This is a genomic window from Hominimerdicola aceti (assembly GCF_025567495.1).
Classification (GTDB): Bacteria; Bacillota; Clostridia; order Oscillospirales; family Ruminococcaceae; genus Hominimerdicola; species Hominimerdicola aceti.
The window spans coordinates 81,426-99,941 of record NZ_JAOQJZ010000014.1; the positions used below are offsets into that span (position 1 = coordinate 81,426).

The 18,516-nt window shown below is 46.1% G+C and carries 24 protein-coding genes; all 24 read left to right on the plus strand.

The window, feature by feature from the left end; all coding sequences use genetic code 11:
• Positions 1 to 2 precede the first annotated feature (2 nt).
• A complete protein-coding gene (locus tag OCV57_RS12205; protein ID WP_267301770.1) occupies positions 3 to 689 on the plus strand; it encodes a hypothetical protein in 687 nt (228 codons plus the stop codon).
• 15 nt (positions 690 to 704) lie between these two features.
• Positions 705 to 1,007 (plus strand): hypothetical protein, encoded by a 303-nt coding sequence (locus OCV57_RS12210; protein ID WP_267301772.1) that lies wholly within the window; start codon positions 705 to 707, stop codon positions 1,005 to 1,007.
• The gene (locus tag OCV57_RS12215) at positions 1,000 to 1,383 is read left to right on the plus strand and encodes a sigma-70 RNA polymerase sigma factor region 4 domain-containing protein (protein WP_267301774.1); all 384 of its coding nucleotides are present in this window, start codon (positions 1,000 to 1,002) and stop codon (positions 1,381 to 1,383) included. Before OCV57_RS12210 ends, OCV57_RS12215 begins: the two co-directional genes overlap by 8 nt.
• Positions 1,384 to 2,124: 741 nt before the next feature.
• Positions 2,125 to 2,736 carry a hypothetical protein gene (locus OCV57_RS12220; RefSeq protein ID WP_195247542.1) on the plus strand — a complete coding sequence of 204 codons (612 nt, stop codon included), beginning with the start codon at positions 2,125 to 2,127 and terminating at the stop codon, positions 2,734 to 2,736.
• A gap of 77 nt (positions 2,737 to 2,813) precedes the next feature.
• Positions 2,814 to 3,197: a terminase small subunit gene (locus OCV57_RS12225; RefSeq protein ID WP_267301775.1), complete on the plus strand. Its 384-nt coding sequence runs from the start codon at positions 2,814 to 2,816 to the stop codon at positions 3,195 to 3,197.
• Positions 3,190 to 4,530, plus strand: a complete 1,341-nt coding sequence (locus OCV57_RS12230; RefSeq protein ID WP_267301776.1) for a terminase — start codon at positions 3,190 to 3,192, stop codon at positions 4,528 to 4,530. Before OCV57_RS12225 ends, OCV57_RS12230 begins: the two co-directional genes overlap by 8 nt.
• The gene (locus OCV57_RS12235; protein WP_267301777.1) at positions 4,523 to 6,001 is read left to right on the plus strand and encodes a phage portal protein; all 1,479 of its coding nucleotides are present in this window, start codon (positions 4,523 to 4,525) and stop codon (positions 5,999 to 6,001) included. Before OCV57_RS12230 ends, OCV57_RS12235 begins: the two co-directional genes overlap by 8 nt.
• Positions 5,994 to 7,589 (plus strand): phage minor capsid protein, encoded by a 1,596-nt coding sequence (locus OCV57_RS12240; RefSeq protein WP_267301778.1) that lies wholly within the window; start codon positions 5,994 to 5,996, stop codon positions 7,587 to 7,589. Before OCV57_RS12235 ends, OCV57_RS12240 begins: the two co-directional genes overlap by 8 nt.
• Complete coding sequence (locus OCV57_RS12245; protein WP_267301779.1) at positions 7,573 to 7,755, plus strand: hypothetical protein; 183 nt, start codon at positions 7,573 to 7,575, stop codon at positions 7,753 to 7,755. The genes OCV57_RS12240 and OCV57_RS12245 overlap by 17 nt, the downstream gene beginning before the upstream one ends.
• 67 nt (positions 7,756 to 7,822) lie before the next feature.
• Positions 7,823 to 8,077: a DUF2829 domain-containing protein gene (locus OCV57_RS12250; protein WP_267301780.1), complete on the plus strand. Its 255-nt coding sequence runs from the start codon at positions 7,823 to 7,825 to the stop codon at positions 8,075 to 8,077.
• Between the two features lie 71 nt (positions 8,078 to 8,148).
• Positions 8,149 to 8,715, plus strand: a complete 567-nt coding sequence (locus tag OCV57_RS12255; protein WP_267301781.1) for a hypothetical protein — start codon at positions 8,149 to 8,151, stop codon at positions 8,713 to 8,715.
• Positions 8,716 to 8,733: 18 nt separating this feature from the next.
• Positions 8,734 to 9,807 carry a phage capsid protein gene (locus tag OCV57_RS12260; protein ID WP_267301783.1) on the plus strand — a complete coding sequence of 358 codons (1,074 nt, stop codon included), beginning with the start codon at positions 8,734 to 8,736 and terminating at the stop codon, positions 9,805 to 9,807.
• A gap of 12 nt (positions 9,808 to 9,819) precedes the next feature.
• Positions 9,820 to 10,191 carry a head-tail connector protein gene (locus tag OCV57_RS12265; protein ID WP_117865743.1) on the plus strand — a complete coding sequence of 124 codons (372 nt, stop codon included), beginning with the start codon at positions 9,820 to 9,822 and terminating at the stop codon, positions 10,189 to 10,191.
• On the plus strand, positions 10,191 to 10,523 hold the full coding sequence (locus tag OCV57_RS12270; RefSeq protein ID WP_117865742.1) for a hypothetical protein: 333 nt from the start codon (positions 10,191 to 10,193) through the stop codon (positions 10,521 to 10,523). The genes OCV57_RS12265 and OCV57_RS12270 overlap by 1 nt, the downstream gene beginning before the upstream one ends.
• The gene (locus OCV57_RS12275) at positions 10,523 to 10,885 is read left to right on the plus strand and encodes a hypothetical protein (protein ID WP_267301785.1); all 363 of its coding nucleotides are present in this window, start codon (positions 10,523 to 10,525) and stop codon (positions 10,883 to 10,885) included. The genes OCV57_RS12270 and OCV57_RS12275 overlap by 1 nt, the downstream gene beginning before the upstream one ends.
• Complete coding sequence (locus OCV57_RS12280; RefSeq protein WP_267301786.1) at positions 10,882 to 11,274, plus strand: minor capsid protein; 393 nt, start codon at positions 10,882 to 10,884, stop codon at positions 11,272 to 11,274. Before OCV57_RS12275 ends, OCV57_RS12280 begins: the two co-directional genes overlap by 4 nt.
• 2 nt (positions 11,275 to 11,276) lie before the next feature.
• Complete coding sequence (locus tag OCV57_RS12285) at positions 11,277 to 11,729, plus strand: phage tail tube protein (protein ID WP_118157332.1); 453 nt, start codon at positions 11,277 to 11,279, stop codon at positions 11,727 to 11,729.
• A gap of 374 nt (positions 11,730 to 12,103) precedes the next feature.
• Positions 12,104 to 12,430: a hypothetical protein gene (locus OCV57_RS12290; RefSeq protein ID WP_267301788.1), complete on the plus strand. Its 327-nt coding sequence runs from the start codon at positions 12,104 to 12,106 to the stop codon at positions 12,428 to 12,430.
• Positions 12,384 to 12,788 (plus strand): bacteriophage Gp15 family protein, encoded by a 405-nt coding sequence (locus OCV57_RS12295; RefSeq protein WP_267301790.1) that lies wholly within the window; start codon positions 12,384 to 12,386, stop codon positions 12,786 to 12,788. Before OCV57_RS12290 ends, OCV57_RS12295 begins: the two co-directional genes overlap by 47 nt.
• Positions 12,788 to 15,610 (plus strand): hypothetical protein, encoded by a 2,823-nt coding sequence (locus tag OCV57_RS12300; RefSeq protein ID WP_267301792.1) that lies wholly within the window; start codon positions 12,788 to 12,790, stop codon positions 15,608 to 15,610. The genes OCV57_RS12295 and OCV57_RS12300 overlap by 1 nt, the downstream gene beginning before the upstream one ends.
• On the plus strand, positions 15,607 to 15,978 hold the full coding sequence (locus OCV57_RS12305) for a hypothetical protein (protein ID WP_267301794.1): 372 nt from the start codon (positions 15,607 to 15,609) through the stop codon (positions 15,976 to 15,978). Before OCV57_RS12300 ends, OCV57_RS12305 begins: the two co-directional genes overlap by 4 nt.
• Positions 15,979 to 15,986: 8 nt before the next feature.
• Complete coding sequence (locus OCV57_RS12310) at positions 15,987 to 17,096, plus strand: hypothetical protein (RefSeq protein ID WP_267301795.1); 1,110 nt, start codon at positions 15,987 to 15,989, stop codon at positions 17,094 to 17,096.
• Between the two features lie 27 nt (positions 17,097 to 17,123).
• Positions 17,124 to 17,474 carry a hypothetical protein gene (locus OCV57_RS12315; RefSeq protein WP_267301796.1) on the plus strand — a complete coding sequence of 117 codons (351 nt, stop codon included), beginning with the start codon at positions 17,124 to 17,126 and terminating at the stop codon, positions 17,472 to 17,474.
• Positions 17,475 to 17,488: 14 nt separating this feature from the next.
• The coding region (locus OCV57_RS12320; RefSeq protein WP_449555728.1) for a hypothetical protein at positions 17,489 to 18,516 on the plus strand (1,028 nt) is incomplete at its 3' end.

The window sequence follows — 18,516 nt, forward strand, 5'->3', positions numbered from 1 at the left end:
GAGTGACAAAAGCTGAAAAAGCCAAAAACCTGCGCTATAAGAAAGCGATTGTATCGCAGCTAAACTTTGAGGAAATAACATCTCAGCTATACGATATCAGCTCCGTTTGCGAGGAATACCAGTATTACTTCAGCGGCGATGATGATACGCTTCTCAACGCACTTGACGGAGATGAAGAACAGGAACAGGAATTTAAAATGATGTTTTCAGACCTTTCATATGAGTGTGATAGTTTGAGGGACATTGTCAATGATACCTATGTGTCAGAACATTTTGACGATTTTTTTGTCGGAATAATGCTAAACGGAAATAGTCCGTTCAAGTGCTATGGATATGATAGCTTTGAAGAAGATTACTTTGCACTTTCGTCATATGACACGAAATGTGCATCAAATGAGAGCGCAAAGAGACTTAAACGTCTTACGAAGGACGAGCTGCTGTCCGTTTGTGGACAATGCTTTGGGCTTGCAGTGTCTTACCTCAACGTCCAATACAAATACGACTACTTGAAAGCTGCCTTCGACATCTTAAAAGACCAAAACACATCATATTTGCAGATTGTGAAGGACATTGAAGCGGCATATGACAAAGCGGACGCAAAAGGCTGGCATGAATACAGCACCGAAGTGAGAGCGTTTGATAAGCTTGTTGGAAGTTTCGACGAATATAGCAAAATCTGGCTTGAATAATGAGGAGGTATAACAATGTCAAGATATATTGACGCAGACAATCTGATTAACGAACTATCGGCGGCGTGTATGCCGATATATGAAAAAGGCATAACGGGTATTCTGGGTGATAACAGCAGTATCGCTGATATAATCAATGAACAACCTACCGCAGACGTGCAGGAGGTCAAGCGTGGAACATGGGAGAATACAAACACACCTAATCAGCTTAGATGCAATAATTGTGAAATCATTCACTTTATAGCTCAGTATCCACACGGTGAGATAAATTACTGCCCTAATTGTGGCACAAGAATGGACGGTGTTGCTAATGGCTGACCCAATGACCATGCCACGCCTGAAAGCCTACCGCAGGAACGCCTCAGCCATTGAGGACATCAAGGCAGAGCTTTCGGGCAAGTACGTTGCCGACAGTATCAGCGTATGCACGCCGCCGTCCTACACACCACACAGCACACGCATAGACGGCTTCTTGCCAAGCGGTGATACACTTTCATTGCTGTGTGAGCAGGCACGACTTGAAGCCGAGCAGAGGGCTATTGAGGAGTTTATCAAGGGGATAGAGGATAGACAAATGAGGAAGATATTTGTACTCAGGTTTGTAAAAGGCTTTACTTGGATACAGATAGGACACAAGGTCGGAGGTACAGCGGACGGCTGTAGAATGGCGGTCAAAAGATATTTGAAAAAATAATCAAGTGTGTTCGTTTTGTTCGTTTTAGGTGTGCTATAATTTAAACTGAGGATAGTGTAAATACTATCTGACTTTCATAAAGATCCTCCAATAATTTTTACCCACGGAGCGTATGCTCCGTATGTTCCGCAAAGTCAGAGTGGGTGCAATTCCCACACGGAACTCCAAGCCTGTTATACAGTTCGTAGACCGAGAACGTAAAATATCGGTATCGTATAACTTTAAAACCTGCACACTTTGGCTGTGCGTCGTCGGGTGGAATAGCCGAGGTTTCGTTTTTTGATGCCAAGTTTTTCATCTACCATAAGAGGAAAAACAGCGTATGCAGGCTCAGAGGGCTATACTTAAAGCTTGCACCAGAGTCGGCGTGCTTCCGACAGAAAATAAATGCACTCCTTGAATTTTACATTGCCAATGCCTGCTCGTAAGGGTGGGCGTTCGGGCAGGGTCTGAAAGCCGTATCCCCATACTGCGGCTTTCGATTTGCAGGTCGAGAGCGTGCCAGCTCAACATCTGCTCCAACATTTACAAAACTCCTTATAATATTTTCACAAGAGACACTCCGAACGGGGTGTCTTTTGCGTTGTGTCGTAAAAAGTTCATAAATGTCGAATTTTTGATATACTGCATAAAAAATACAAATGCTATTTATGCAGTATATAGAAATTCGGTGCATTTCGTTGATTTTCGCTCTGATTAGTGATATTATTTAAGAAATATTATTATGAGGAGTGATTGTACTTGGTAGTCAAATTTAATGGTAATAAACCGTTTAAAATGGAGGAACATCAAAGCAATAAACTTACTACAAAATGTTTTTTATGTGGACAACAGGCAAAAAGCCGAATATTTTATGATGGATTTGAGAATGGAAATTGCATATGTTGTAATTGCGAAGATCAGCTAAAAGGAATGTTTAAAGATTATTTATTAGCAGAATCAAACTTCAACAAAACAGCACTTGAAGAATTAGTGGAAGGATTACGCAATGAAACTATAACGCAGTTAGATAGTCAAATTCATAAAGAAGGCTATAAATATGCCCAAGAGGTTAGCATTGTAGATGATTTTGATGATACATTAACCCTTCAAGAAGTTCAACAGAATAATATATTTTATTCGATAAAATATCAATTTTGTTATGACAAAATGATAAATTATATGAAGAATAAATATAATGAAGACCCTTATATAGTCAGATTTTTTGAAACTACGGATTACTATGACCCTGAGGGTTTGTATAGAAGAGATACAAATGCTATATGTGGCATTGCAAAAATATATAATAACGGAACCACGGTTATTTTTGGCGATTTAAAAGTTGTTTTGGATAGATCGAAATATAACCAATAAAATTAATAATATTGAGTGTTCAAAGCCCCACTAAATCGGGGCTTTTTTCATACCATAAAGAAAGGACGGTGCCCCTCATGACAGCACGGCAAAAGAAATTTGCAGAATACTATGCTCAGAGCGGCAACACCGTTCAGAGTGCTATAAAGGCAGGATACAGCGAGAAGTATGCGAAAGCTGACGCCTGCAAAATCCTAGATAATCCTAGTGTTGCGGAGTATATCCGTGTGCTGTCCGAAAAAGCTCAGGACGAGCGTATAATGACCGCTAAGGAGCGGCAGGCACTCTTGTCAGATATCGCTAAGGACGGCAAGAATGACCCTGCTGACCGTATCAGAGCCGTCGATACCCTCAATAAAATGACAGGAGAGTATGTTGCTAAGATACAGGCGGAGGTCAAGACCTCTGAAAAGCTTTCAGAGGTTTTCGCTCAGATAGGCGGTGAGGGGCTAAATGAGTGAACTCATTGCGAGTAAGTTTCCCCTGTCGCAGAAGTATATGGACTTCATCAACAGCGTTCGGGGCGTGTCTGCGGATTTTCTTGAGGGGACTACCGCAAGCGGCAAAACAACTGTGGGCGCAGGCATAAAGTTCATGCGTATGGTGTCGGCAAGCCGAAAGAAGCTTCACGTCATTGCCGCTAAGACTACGGGCAAGGCTGAGGAAACTATCATTCAGCAGGATAACGGCATTCTTGACCTGCACACCAATGCTCGGTACTTCGGCAACGGTGATAAGGACTACAAACTGCCGCATATCAAGTTTGAGGGCAAGATAATCTATGTTCTGGGATATGACAACAAGGATAAGTGGGAAATGGTGCTGGGCGCTCAGTTCGGCTGCGTGTATATCGACGAGATAAATACCGCTGATATCGAGTTTGTCCGTGAGATGTCAACCCGTAACGATTACCTTATGGCGACCCTCAACCCTGACGACCCCTCTCTGCCTGTGTATAAAGAGTTTGTAAACCGCTCACGTCCGTATCAGAAATACGCCTGTGACGTGCCTGCGGAGATAATGAAAGAGCTTACAGAAGAACCTGTACCCAATTGGCGGTACTGGTTCTTTACTTTTCGTGATAATCTTTCACTTACTGATGAGGATATCAAGCGGAAAATGGCTGCCGCTCCGAAAGGCACAAAGCTGTATAAGAACAAGATACTCGGTCTGAGAGGACGTGCAACAGGTCTTGTATTTGACCTGCAAAAGCGAAATATTATTACCGCAGAGCAGGCGAAAGCTTTCACCTTTGTGTATTTCTCAGCAGGACTTGATACCGCTTATTCGCAGTCCTCGCCTGATACCATAGCGTTCACCTTTGTGGGCATAACGGCTGACAGGAAGTGCGTTACCCTTGATGAGGAAGTGTATAACAATCGTGACAGACAAGTACCGCTCACGCCCTCCGACATACCGAAAATATTCACGGCGTTCTTGGAGAAAAACCGCAGGACGTGGGGCTTTGCACGAGATGTGTATATCGACAGCGCAGATCAGGCGACCATACTTGAATGTCAGAAGTTCGGGCGGCTCACAGGCAGTATATATAACTTTATCCCGGCATTCAAGAAAACAAAAATAATCGACCGAATACACTTGCAGTCAGCTTGGCTGGCGGCAGGTGATTTTTATATCCTTGAGCATTGCAAGGAGTACGCAGACGAGCTTAACATATACAGTTGGAAAGAGGATAAGGCTGAGCCTGAGGACGGCAACGACCACCTTATCAATTCCTGTCAGTATGCTTGGCTCCCGTATCGTGACAAGATAGGAAGTGTGAAGATTGACTAAATTCAGCATAGGAAGCAAGGTGAAAAATATGATAAGAAACTGGCTTGATATCCAGCCTGCACCCGAATACAGCATAACTATCACAGAGAAAACAGGCTTTATGACAGATGTGATAAGGTCACAGCTTTGGTATCGTGGTGACGCCGCAGAGCTTTCGCAGTTCTTTGGTCAGCTTAATTTAGGCACAAATTCTTTCTGGAGCAGTGTTCCTGAAAATGAAAAGATACGCAAGATACACAGCGGTCTGCCTGCAATAATCGCCGATACGCTTTCATACATTGTCTATTCCGATATGGACGATATCAAGGTCACAGGAGACAAAGCAAAGGCTGACTTTGAGAATATTTCCGAGCATATTGACTTCACAGAGCTGACAGGCAAGGCTATCGTTACCGCACTTGTTGACGGCGACGGAGCTTTCAAAATATCGGTGGATACTGAGCTTTCTGATACGCCAATAGTCGAGTTTATCGGAGCAGACAAAGTGGAGTATAGCTTTGTGCGAGGTCTGCTGAACGAGGTCATTTTTCATTCTGTGCATTATGCAGGCTCAAAGAGATTTCACCTTGAAGAGCATTACGGCAAGGGCTATATTGAGAGCCGTCTGTATGATGATAACGGCCACGAGGTCGGTTTGGACAACGTGCCTTGCCTTGCACAGATACCGCCCCGAACTGAGTTTGAGGGCGACTATATAATGGCTGTACCGCTGAAATTCTTTTCATCACGAAAGTACCCGAACAGGGGCAAGAGCATTTTTGACGGCGGCAAGTCTGATTGCTTTGACGCTTTGGACGAGGTGATCTCACAATGGTGGGACGCTATCAGAGCAGGCAGAGTAAAGCAGTATATCCCCGAAAGCATGATACCGAGAGATCCTGCAAACGGTAAGCTTAAAGCGCCAAATCAGTTTGGCAACAGTTACATAAGCATTGACCCACCGCTTTCGGCAGAGGGTGCGGCGCCTAAGATAGAAGTAGTTCAGCCTGATATCAAGTACGAAGCGTTTGTGGCAAGCTATACGAATTGCCTACTTATGTGTCTGCAAGGGCTTGTATCACCTGCCACGCTGGGCATAGACGTTGGCAAGATGTCGAGTGCTGACGCTCAGCGAGAGAAGAAAGACGTCACAGGCAACACCCGAAACACTATCACAACGGCTCTTGAAAAGGCTCTGCCGCAGCTTGTTTCTGCGGTGCTTATGACCTATGACAATATGCAGGGCAAAGCCCCTGAAACTTATGAAGTGACCGTTGACTTCGGCGAGTATGGCGCACCTGACTTTGACAGCAGAGTTGAAACTGTGGGCAAGGCAAGCACATATGGTATTATGTCGGTCAAAACGCAGGTGGAGGAGCTGTGGGGAAGCTCCAAAGAGGAAGATTGGAAAGCCGCAGAGGTCAAGCGGATAATGCAGGAAAAGGGGCTTACAGAGGGTGAGCCTACTGCGGTAGGTGACGAGTTTGCTTAACTTTAAGGACATTGCAAAGATATTTGAGGAGATAGAGCTAAGGCTCATATCTTCGTTGAAACGCAATCTCAAAAGGCACAAGGCGGAGGAACAGCGTTACGGCTTTGAATGGTCTGCTTGGCAGGCTGAGAAGCTGAAAAATATGGAGAACTTCCGCCGTGAAAACCTCGACATTATGAACGAGTACGTTGACGTTATCGACGATCAGACAAGACAGCTTATAACGGAGCAGTTTCAAGAGGGTCAACAGCAGGCACAAAGGAGCGCCCAGGAGCTTTCTGACGAGCCTATAACACCTATCCCCGACAAGCATTTCTTTGGCGTGAACGAAAAGAAAATGGCAAAGCTTATGGAAGACGTCACCACCCTTGAAAAGACCGCTGAAACAGCCGCTCTGCGAATGACAGACGATATTTACAGGCAGACTTTGAATAGGGTACAGCTTGCAATGGGAACAGGCTCTATGACGCTTAACGAGGCTATCGACCTTGCCACAAGGGATTTTCTCGACAAGGGCATAAACTGTATCGTATACGCTGACGGCAAGCGAGTGAACATTGCCGACTATGTGCGAATGGCTCTGCGGACAACTTCCACAAGGGCGGCATTGCAGGGTGCGGCGAAACGCTTTGCAGAGCTTGGGTATGATACGGTGCTTGTGTCGCAGTATGGCGGCTGTTCAAAGACCTGTGAGCCCTGGCAAGGTCAAGTATACATTGATGATGTGTTCACGGTATGGGATGGGGAAAAGGACGAGTTTCAAGGCAAGTCAAATTACTGCGGTGAGTGGTTTTGGCTGCTGTCGTATGCCGTAAAGAACGGGCTTTTCCACCCAAACTGCCGTCACACAATGACGCAGTATATACACGGCAGAACGCAGATACCTGAGCCGATACCGGCGGAGAAGATAAAAGAGCAGCGAGAGCTTGAGCAAAAACAGCGTGCAATGGAACGGAAAGTCCGCAAGCTAAAACGCTTTGCGGCAGGCACTTGCGACCCTGACACAGCAAAAGCCTACCGCAAGAAAGTAAGGCAGGCACAGCAGGAACTGAAAGCTTTTATTGACGAGCATTATGACGTTCTGCACAGGGATTATTCTAGGGAGAAAGTGTATGGCGGTTCAATAAACAATGCAAAGGATATTGATATTTTCAATGAGAATGAAATGCCTGAAAATGCTGAAATAACAGCTGACAAGATCGTTGAAGAGTTAAAAACAAGCAAGATAGGCTTAGAAACGTTAAAAGATATTGAGAGTTTACCTCAGCGTATCAAGTTGACGTATGAAAGGCGGTCGGACGGAGTTCGAGGTGATGAAAGAAATGGTGAAATAAGAATATTCTTGAGTAACTGCAAGAATGTCAAATGGGCAGCACGTTCCGTTATTCACGAACGCACGCATTGGAAATACGGAATATCACAAAGTCAATGGTCTGAGTGTGTATGCTTGGCTCAAGAATTAAAACACGCAAGAAACAGAGATTACTTGACAATTTCAGAAAAGCGGACTATAATAAAAGCAGTAAAAGACGTTTATCCTGAATTTAACTGGAGAAAAGGGGGCTATGTTCATGGCAGAAGAAAATGATATTCTCACAAAGTTAAAAAAAGGCGAAAAAGTTGAGTGTCCTGTTTGTCATGACGGCTACTATGTTCCTGTGAATACAACAGCAGATAAGGCACATTACTTTGTCTGCACTAACAAAGAGTGCAACGGACATTATCGGTGGGAGCCGATAATCGATATTGAATAATACAAATAACCGCTTGACTAAGGTCGGGCGGTATTTTTATACTCAAAAACAGAAAGGACGGATAAATATGAATTTCGGACAGGCGATTGAAGAAGCAAAGAGAGGTAAGAAAATAGCAAGAAAAGGCTGGAACGGCAAAGGACAGTATGTTGAGCTTGCCACTAATGTTAGTTATAAATCACCTAATGGTACTGTGACAAATGTAGACCATAAGGATATGGGCAATAAAGCACTAGCGTTTGTGGGAACTTCTGGCGTACAACTTGGCTGGCTTGCAAGTCAAGCAGATATGTTGTCGGAAGATTGGCAGACAATAGACTAATCAAATATCGGAACCAAGCACCTTAACGGGTGCTTTTTTCATACACAAATTTAAGAAAGCGAGGTCAGATAATGGACGAGAAAAAGAAACTTCTTGATGATGAGGAGAAGAAAGCTCCCGATACTCACGAGGAGAAAAAGGACGAGCCAAAGGCTGAGGAAAAGCCTGCGGACAAGGCTGATGAGAACTCTGCCGACAAGGAACAGCCTGCGTCGGACGATAGTCAGGCTGACGAGAACGGTGAGGGTGCCGACAAGCCTGCGGAAGATAAGCAGGAACAGCCAAACGAGGATAAGTCCGACAAGCAGGACAATGCCGAGAACGCACCTGACGAAAAAGATCAGGAAATACTCAGACTCAAAACTCAGATAGCCGCTATGCAGCTTGGTATCAAGCCCGACTGTATCGAGGACGCCGTTGCGGTGGCTGAAAGCTATGTGAGAAACGGCAGTCAGCAGGATATCAACGCCGCCCTTTCTGCGGTGGTGAAGAAGTATCCAGACATGAAAGGCGAGGGCAAAAAGTCCGACGGCAAAAAGCAGGGCGGTTTCAAGGTCGGTGCAGGATCTTCGGATACTGATGAAAAGAAGCCTCAGAGCAAACCAACAGCGCTGAAACGCTGGAACAAATTCAAGTAAAAACAGGAGGAATGAATCATGCCAAATCTTAATTACGCAGAAGTATGGAACCCTGAACTCTTGGAGATAAGGATCCAGGAAACACTGTCAAGCCCGTTCATCACACAGAACGTTAGGTGGCTTGACGCAAAGACTTTCCACTTCACACAGATGTCAACATCAGGCTACAAGAGCCACAACAGAAACGGCGGCTGGAACACAGGTAAGTATGTTCAGACGGACGTGCCTTTCACACTCACACACGACCGTGACGTTGAGTTTCTTGTGGATAAGGCTGACGTTGACGAAACGAACTCATCAGCGTCTATCAAGAATATCTCAGAGGTATTCGAGAAAACACAGTCTGCTCCAGAAACGGACGCTCTGTTCTTCTCAAAGACAGCTCAGAGAGCGGCAGAGCTTGAGGGCTATCACTCATCAACAGCCGCTTCATCATACACAAAGGGTAACGTGTTCGACAAGCTCAAAGGCTTTCTTTCAGCAGGCAAGCTGAGAAGATACAAGTCTAACGGCTCGCTCATTATGTATGTGACTTCCACAATTATGGACCTGCTGGAGCAGTCTGACAAGTTCACGCGAAAGATAGAAATGACACAGATCGCAGAGGGAGGACTTGGTCTTAGAACAAGAGTGACCGACATTGACGGTGTGCCTATCATGGAGGTCATTGATGATGAGCGTTTCTATGACCGCTTCAACTTTGACCCTGAGGACGGCGGCTTTGAGCCTTGCGCTGCAAGATATTTAAAGACCGCTGATACCGATATCGTGAGCGGCAAGGAGTATTACACCGAATCAAGCGGCTCTTACACTAAGGTATCAGGCACACCTAGCAAGTCTGCACTTGATACATACTATGAAAAGGTCGCAGGCTCACATAAGATCAACGTGCTTATCGCAACACCTGAGACCACAAAGATAGTACCTAAGATCAACAGCATTTACAGCTTTGCTCCGGGCGGACACACAGAGGGTGACGGCTGGCTCTATCAGAACAGAGCGTTCTCAGATGTTTTCACTTTCCCGAACGGCAAGGACGGAAAGATAGACAGCATTTACGCTGACGTTGACACAGCAGAGTACAGCGAGTAAGGGGTGAGGGATATGTACCTCACCTCTACTGAGTTTTGCAATATCTGTCCTGAGTGTGATATCTCCGAAGAACAGTTCTCGGCTATTCGGCAAAGAGCTGAAAGCGATATCGACACGCTGACTTTCAACCGCATAACAGCAGAGGGCATTGACAGCTTTACAGACTTTCAGAGAGAGCGTATAAAGCGTTCCACAGCCTTGCAGATGAAATTCATCTATGACAATTCGGAACTGTTAGAAAGCCCTCTGAGCGCTTACAGCATAAGCGGAGTTTCAATGTCATTCGATAAGTCAAAGGTGGTATCTCTTGACGGCGTTATCACAACACGTCAGGTCTACAATGTGCTTATGCAGACAGGACTATGTTACAGGGGGCTGATGTGATGAAGTTTCCTCAGCTTGTACCTGAAAGGGTATGCAAAACGCCCTGTAAGGTCTATCGAACGGACGGACTTAATCGTGACGGCTCAAAGAAGCAGACGGTCATATTTGAGGGCAAATGCTTTCACTCTGAGAAGTCAAGGCAGAAATTATCCGCAGAGAAACAGCTTATAACCTTGTCAGGCGAGGCTCTTTTCTGCGGAGATATCGCCCCTGATAACGCTGTTATAGAGGGTTATGCGGTCATAGGCGGCAGGACGTACAAGATATATGGCTCTGAGAAAGCCAAAGACCCTGACGGCAGGGTGAATTACACAAGATTGGAGCTGATATAATGGGCATTGAAATAAAGCTTGATATGCAGGCGATAAAGGCTATCGAAGACGCTGCTGTGAAGTCCGCTGAGGTGGCTATGGAGCAGGTGAGGGCAGACCTTGTGAGTGCTCAGACAATGCCGTTCGATACAGGCGATATGCAGAATAATCAGACCTTTGTCCACGCTGACGAAAGCGGTGCAAGTCTTGTGACAGGCTCTCCGCAGGCAAGACGTTTGTACTATCACCCTGAGTATCATTTTCAGAAAGGCAATAACCCTAACGCAGGTGCGGCTTGGCTTGAACCATATATCACAGGCAGTAAAAAGGACCTTGCCAAGAATGAGTTTGTGGCAGAGTTCAAAAAGAGGACAGGCGTATGACTTTACTTAACATAGCGGATATGCTGAGCGATATCCTTGACTTGCAGGACGTGTATGCAGGCATTATTGACGGCAACCTTGACAAGTGCATAGGCGTGTACAACGCAAAGACCTCAAAGCCGCAGCGTATCTGCATAGGCGGAAAAGCCTGCACAAAAACACTTGAAAAACATATCTCGGTGCTTATTCATTGGACTGATACTCCCACGCAGGCAGAGATAAAGGCACAAAGCGTTCTTGATATCCTATCCGATATACGTCAGCATAAGGCTGACGGATTTATGGTAAAGTACCTCGAATGCAAAGAGCCTGTTTCTGTTGGCAGGGACGAGCGAGGCGTGTGTGAATATGTTATCGAGGCAACAGTATATTATGAAAGGAATGAATGAGTATGGCAAACACAACAGGAGTTTATCCCGTATATGAAAACCAGTTCAAGATAGACAAGACAGGCGGCGACGGCTCGACAGAGGGCAATCTTGTGACTATTGCCGATATGGAGAGCTTTTCAGTATCCATTGACGGCAATATCGAGGAGTGGAAGCCTTTTGATCAGCAGGGGTGGACAAGACGTTTGCTCACTGGTAAGTCTATCACTATCAGTATCTCAGGCAAGAGAAACGTCGGTGACGCAGGCAATGACTACATTGAGAGCCTTGCACTCAAAACAGGTGCTGCGGCGACCACAACCCTTGTGTGGAACTTCCCAAGCGGAGCCAAGCTTGTTATCAAGGGCGTTGTCAGCGTAACAGAATGGGGCGGCGGAGATTCGACAGCAGTTGCGCCGCTTGCGTTCGACTTTGCTTCCGACGGCAAGCCTGAGTTTACAGAGGCGACAGCGTAAACAACAATATTTGACAAGAAAAACTATCTGTGATATAATGACTTTGGGTACTGCAAATAACGGTAGGCGGTTTAAATAATCCTCCAAAAGCCTCATGGCTAAGGAGGTGAGCGACACATGAGCGTTATGGAAGTCTTAACTTTACTTCTACTTATAACAAACATAATTGGGCTTGTGCTCAATGTCTGCAATAAAAAGAAATAACCGCCCTTCTGCCAAAGGACGGTTATAATTTAAATTGACCAACTGGAGGTAAACCGCTTATCGCAGTACCTCTCTTTATGTTCATTATATCACAGCAAAATAACAATGTCAAGCACTTCGTTTATAGCGGAGTGCTTTTCTTATACCTAAAATCAGAAAGGATAATAACTATGGCAAAGATGTATACACTCGACAGCAAGCTTCTTACAGGTACACCTGAGATAAGAGTAGGCGACAAGGTCTACCCTGTGGACGACAGGCAGAAAACTGTCAAGAAGATACTTGACATCTGCGACAAGAACGCTGAAAAGAAAGACCTTGATATGATAGACGAGGTTTTCAAGCTTGCGTTCGCATCAAAGGACTACAAGGAGATAGAGGCAATGAATATGCCTTGGGCGGCACATCAGCAGCTTTTCACTCTTGCTATCTCAGCGGTAACAGGCGAGGATGCAGAAAAGACAGAGGCTCGATTTCCGCAGGAAAACGCAGAGTAAGCTTGAAGAAAGCTGGTACGATCTTGACTATGACCGAGAGCTTATCATACAGTCCATTGCAAAGCAGTACAATATCCTGCCCTCAGAGCAGGAAAATCTGCATTACAGCGATTGGTACAGGCTCGTTGCAGGACTTATGCACGATACACCACTGGGTCAGATCGTTCGTATCAGGAGCGAGGACAACAAGGACATCATAAAGAATTTCGACAGGTATGAAAAGCAGATACGCTCAGAGTGGACGGCATTCAGAAGTCAGAAAGCAAGAGAAACGTTCACAGAGCAAGACAAGCTTGAAACTGCGAGATACTTTGAAAGGCTGTTCAAGGGAATGTTCGGAAAGGCAGGTGATAAGTAATGGCAGACGGAGCAAGCGTTGGTGTTATATCTCTTGACCTTGTGATAAAAAACAAGGTGCAGGAGCAGCTTGACAAGATATCTGCAAGCATACAGAACGGCTTTTCAAAGCCAGTAGAGCAGGCAGAGAAAGCTGTTGAGAACGCTATGGATAAGACCACTAAAGCCATAGACGAGGGCTTTGGCAGTGCGTCGGAGATCGCTCAGAAAAGTATGCAGGAGGCTGTTGAAAAGGCAATGGCTGAGTATGATAAGCTGGGCAAAAAAGCGCAGGAAGCGGCAGGACAGACAGATAATATCAAGCCTAAAACTGTTCAGGTGAACTATGACCCTGAGTATGACACTACAAAGGTCGAAGCTGAGGTCAATGAACTAACGGATAAGATAGTTCTGAAAATGCAGGACAAGACTAAATCAAGTTCTGCGAAGATAAGTCAGACAGCGGCGGAAACGGCAAACAAGTCAGCCGAAAGCGTTTCAGAGCAGACAACAAAAATGGACGATATTATCGCAGGCTTTGCTGAAAGTGCCGTGCAGAAAATAAAGACTGTTGCAGGCAGGATAAAAAGTGGTATCGGCTCAGCCGTAAGCTTTGCAGGCAAGGCGGTGAAGTCAACTCTCGGAGGAGCTTTTAGGACAATGCGTTCGGCAGGCTCGAAGGCTGTTGACGCAGTTAAATCCAAATTCAGCAGGCTTAAAACAACTATCGACAGCACTTCAAAACCGCTGAGCAAGTTTACACATTCGCTCAAATCTGCGGCAAAAAGAGTGTTCTTAATGGCAGGCGTGCTTGTTTTGCTGAAAGGAATACGTTCCGCTGTTGCAAACGCCGTTTCAGGCAACGAAGAATTTGCCAAGTCCTTAAACGAAATAAAAGCAAACCTCACCATAGCTTTCACACCGATAATGAACACAGTTATGCCGTATCTCAATACGCTTATGACTGGCGTAGCGACGGCGACAAAAACTGTGGCGGCGTTTATCTCTGAGCTTTTCGGCACCACCTATCAGAAGTCCTTGCAGGCGACAAAGCAGGCGCAGAAGTCAGCGGAGAAGATAAAGAAAACTCAGGACACTTACCTTGCAGACTTTGACGTTGTAAGAGTTGCACCGGATCAGAGCAAGTCCGATACAGACAGTTCAGAGGGCGGCATTGATTACTCAGCCATAAACGGCGACAACGTTCAGCTTCCTGATTGGGCGGAGCGTATGAAAGACGCCATTAAGTCGGGCGATTGGGCAGGAGTTGGCTCTCTTGTGGCTGAAAAGGTCAACGGAGCTTTCGCATACATCAACTGGGACGGTATTCAGAAAAAGCTGAATGGCTTTGTGGATAAGCTTACAGACGGTCTGAACAGCTTTATAAACGGCGTGGATTGGACAGGTCTTGGGGACAGCTTCGGCGGCGGTATAAACACTATTTTTGGCGCAGGATACCGCTTTATGAAGAAGTTCGATTGGGCAGGCTTCGGCAAGGGTACGGCTAATTTTCTTAACGGCGGTATAAAGAAAACGAATTGGTCGCTTATCAGCAAGACCCTTGCTTCAAAATGGCAAGCTATCATCGACTATCTTTATTCGTTCGTTACCACCTTTGATTGGTCTGGCTTTGGTTCGTCCATAGGCACTTCTGTGAACGGCTGGTTTGATGAGATTGATTGGGGCAAGGCAGGAACGACTATTTCTGAGGGCGTGAAAGGTCTGCTTGATACGGCAATAAATTTCCTGCAAACTGTAAACTGGCAGGGCATAGGTGAAAAGCTGTGGACGTTCATTTCTACAATAGATTGGAGCGGCATTGCCACAAAGCTTTTCAAAGCCATAGGCTCAGCTATAGGCGGTGCGGTATCAGTGCTGTGGGGCTTTATCAAGGACGCTGTTTTCAGTATCCGTGACTACTTTACGGAGAAAATTAAGAACTGTGGCGGTAATATCGTTGAGGGGCTTTTCACAGGTATCGTTGACGCTTTCAAGGGCATAGGCACTTGGCTTTATGACCATGTTCTTACACCATTTATTGAGGGCTTCAAGAACTGTTTTGGTATTCACAGCCCTAGTAAGGTCATGGCTGAAATGGGCGGATATATCATACAAGGTCTGTATAATGCCGTATCTGAGGGTATTGCAAAGATAAAGGAGATCTTCACAAAGCTTCTTAACGCTGTCAAGGGCGTTTTCAAAGGCATAGGCAAGTGGTTCAAAAAGACCTTTTCAGACGCTTTCGGAGGCGTAAAGACCATTCTCAACGGCATTATAATGTTCGTCAAGAGCATTTTCACAGGCAATTGGAAAAAGGCTTGGCAGGGCGTAAAGAAGATCTTCAAAGGCGTGTGGGATACGCTTTACAGCGTTGTGAAAGCACCTATAAACCTAATTATCGGTGCAGTAAACAAAATGACCAGTGCTATTGAAAGTGCGGTCAACTGGATAATCGACGGCATTAACAGCCTGAGTTTTGATGTGCCTGATTGGGTGCCTGGCATAGGCGGAGAAACCTTCGGCTTTGATCTTGATACAATAAGCATACCTGAGATACCAAAGCTTGCAACAGGCGGACTTGCGACAGCACCGACCCTTGCAATGGTGGGCGATAACAGGAACGCAAAGGCAGACCCGGAGGTAATCTCACCTCTGAGCAAACTGCAAGGTATGCTTGATAACGGCAGGCTTGACGAGGTGTTAAGGGTGCTGAACGCTATACTTGATTGGCTGAAAGCTTATGACCCTGTGTTCTTCGGAACAGTTGACAGCAAGGTGCTTTTCAAGTGTATGCAGGACAGCAACAATCAGTATAAACGTAAGACGGGAGTGAATGCATTTTGACAGGAACATTGCTAAAGATAAATGGCGTGTGGGTGACAGACCCTGACCCTGATAGCTGGAGTCCTGTAAACTGTTACGAATGGACGGCAGGTTCAGGACGAGTGAATACAACAGGTCTGTTTGTGGGTGCAAGAAAGTTCTGCAAATACAAACTGCCTTGCAAGTGGACAATGCTTCCTGTCGCAGATTCGGCCGAGATACAATCCCTTATCGAGGACGGACCCGACTTTGCAGAACTGGAGTTTTGGCACAACGGCAAGTATTATTCTATATCTGCCAACGCAAGCGACTATGTACCGCAGGGGCTTGTCAGACTTGACGGGGGTGAGTATTACAAGAACTGTACTGTCACATTCGCAGAACGTTAGGAGGGCATATGTACACCATAGCAAGCAATGAGATAACAAGCAGGATAGAGAGTTACAAAGCCTTGTGGGGTATGTGGATAGAGGACGCTCAGAGTGGAGAACCTGTGGCATATGACGGCATTCAGAACGTTCAGACGGACATTCAAGCAACCTCTCTGAGTGATGATATAGAGCTTGGAGCTGTCTGTTCTCAAAGTGTGACGGCGGAACTGGTTGACGACGGAACTAAGTATCTTGGGAATGAGTATGTTTTCAGTTTGTATACGAAAGACAGCTCGGCATTTACCAAGACAAGCAAGCTTGGAGAGGTGCTTGACGACGAAAAGATACCAATGGGACGTTTCACCTGCGTGAAGTCGAAAAAGTCGGGCGGCAGTGTCCAGCTGACAATGGCGGACAGGCTGTACTTTTCAGACAAGCCATATGTACCACACATACCTATGCCAAACTGGAATAAAGCCGTTGAAGACGACATATGCAGACAGCTTGGTTTGCAGAATGGAAATGATTACACAGAGGTGCGACTACTGCGTGACAAGAACGGCAGAAGGTTGATAGATAAGAACGGCAAGGTGCTGTACTCAAAATACTTTTACTTCAAGGTCAGCTCAGTACCGAAAGACGTGACCATGCGCCAAATGTTGTCCTATCTGGCTTCTGCTCAGGGCGAGTTTGGGTATGTTGACAGGTACGGAAAGTACGTCCGAAAGTGGTATGGCAAGAGTGTGAAAACATTGGACAACAATACGATAGACCTGCCTACTCTTAGCGAACGACAAAACGTTATCGTGGGCATTATCTGCAAAGTCGGTGAAGATGTAACGCTGTCGCTTGGCGTGACAGATACAACACAAGGACGTGTGCTAGAGTTTGAAAATCCGTACATGACAGAGTCTTTGCTACAATCTCTGTGGCGCAGGATAGGAGGTTTTTCGTGGTATACCACTGAGCTGTACCACAGACTTGGTGACCCACGTTTCGACATAGGTGACGTGGTGACCTACACCAACGGCACAGACAGCTATGATATACCAATAACAAATCTTGATTTTAACTTTGACGGAGGACTTTCAGCAGATATCTCGGCAGTGGGTCTGAGCGTTGAAGAACAGCTTTAAGGGGGCGAGATAATGGCTGATGAAAATTTGACATTGGCGCAGGATATCACTGAAAACGATTATCCGATGCAACACGCTGGCGAGGAAATCGATGAGATACTGAGCCGGGCCGGCAAGATACACTATGGCACTGTGGAATACAAGATGACGAAAGCGAATCCACTGATGCAGATACCGCTTGGACTGACCTTTGCACCTAAACAGGTAATAGCAACGCTACGGCAGACAGCCGCACCAACACCATATCAGAACTACTGTACCCACGTTAGTGGTTCGGGAAAGTCGTACTATCTGAACGTCTGCATGGGATCTAATAACGGGTCATTAGTAAATGTTCCAACAGGAACATACTATGTTGATTATATTGCAATAGAGTAAAGAGGGGTGATTAAATGACAATAACACTAAACACAGATTATGACGTAGCCCTAAGCACAGCCCTACTGGGTTATGTCGGTGAAACGAATGCTAGACCTGTGTCTGTTGAGGGCATGGAGATAGACGGCGCAGACCGCTATGTAATGACGATAGACTACGGCGACGGTGTTCAGTACGAGGTCGATATCACAGGCGGACAGTGGACACCTACGGCAGATATACTGCGTTCAGCGCAGACAGTCAGCTGTCAGATATGTGCGAAAAAACTGTCAGGGCAGGAGTACATACTGTTGAAAAAATCACGCATATTCCGCCTGAGAATAGGTGCGGCAATCGGTGACACGGCTATCCCGTCACCTGTCGTTGCTATGGACGCACTAGACCGCATAGACGCCATAGGCAGACAGGCACACGCAGATATGCAGACAGCCGTCACCGCCGCAGAAACGGCGACTACAGCGGCAGAGAACGCAAAAAAATCTGCCACAGCCGCAGGATTGTCAGCAGACACGGCAACGCAGGCGGCTGAACGTGCTGAAACAGCACAGGCATCTGCTGAAACGTCCGCAACACAGGCAGACACTGCAAGGCAGGGTGCAGAGACCGCACGTCAGCAGGCGGTCACTGCACAGAACACCGCCAAGATATCCGCAGCGCAGGCGTCAGTGTCGGCACAGCAGACCGATGCTGATAAGATAGTAACTGCGGGTTATGCTAAAACCGCCAAGACCAATGCTGACAGCACTGCAGCAGACAGGCAGGCGGTGCAGACGTTGGCAACGCAGGTCACAGCCGACAAGGCTAATGTAGCGGAAAACACTGCTAAGGTCGCAGAGGACAGAACAGCCGCTGAAACCGCTGCACAGACGGTGCAGGCGGTGGCTGACAGTCTGCCTGATGATTATGTAACGGCTGTCGGAAAAATCGCTGAAAACACGGCTGAGATTTCTGCGGTAAAGCTGACGGATAAAGAATTGACAAGACGTGTAAATGCACTGTATGACTTGGGCAACGGCATAACACACCAATTTGAAACGGACAG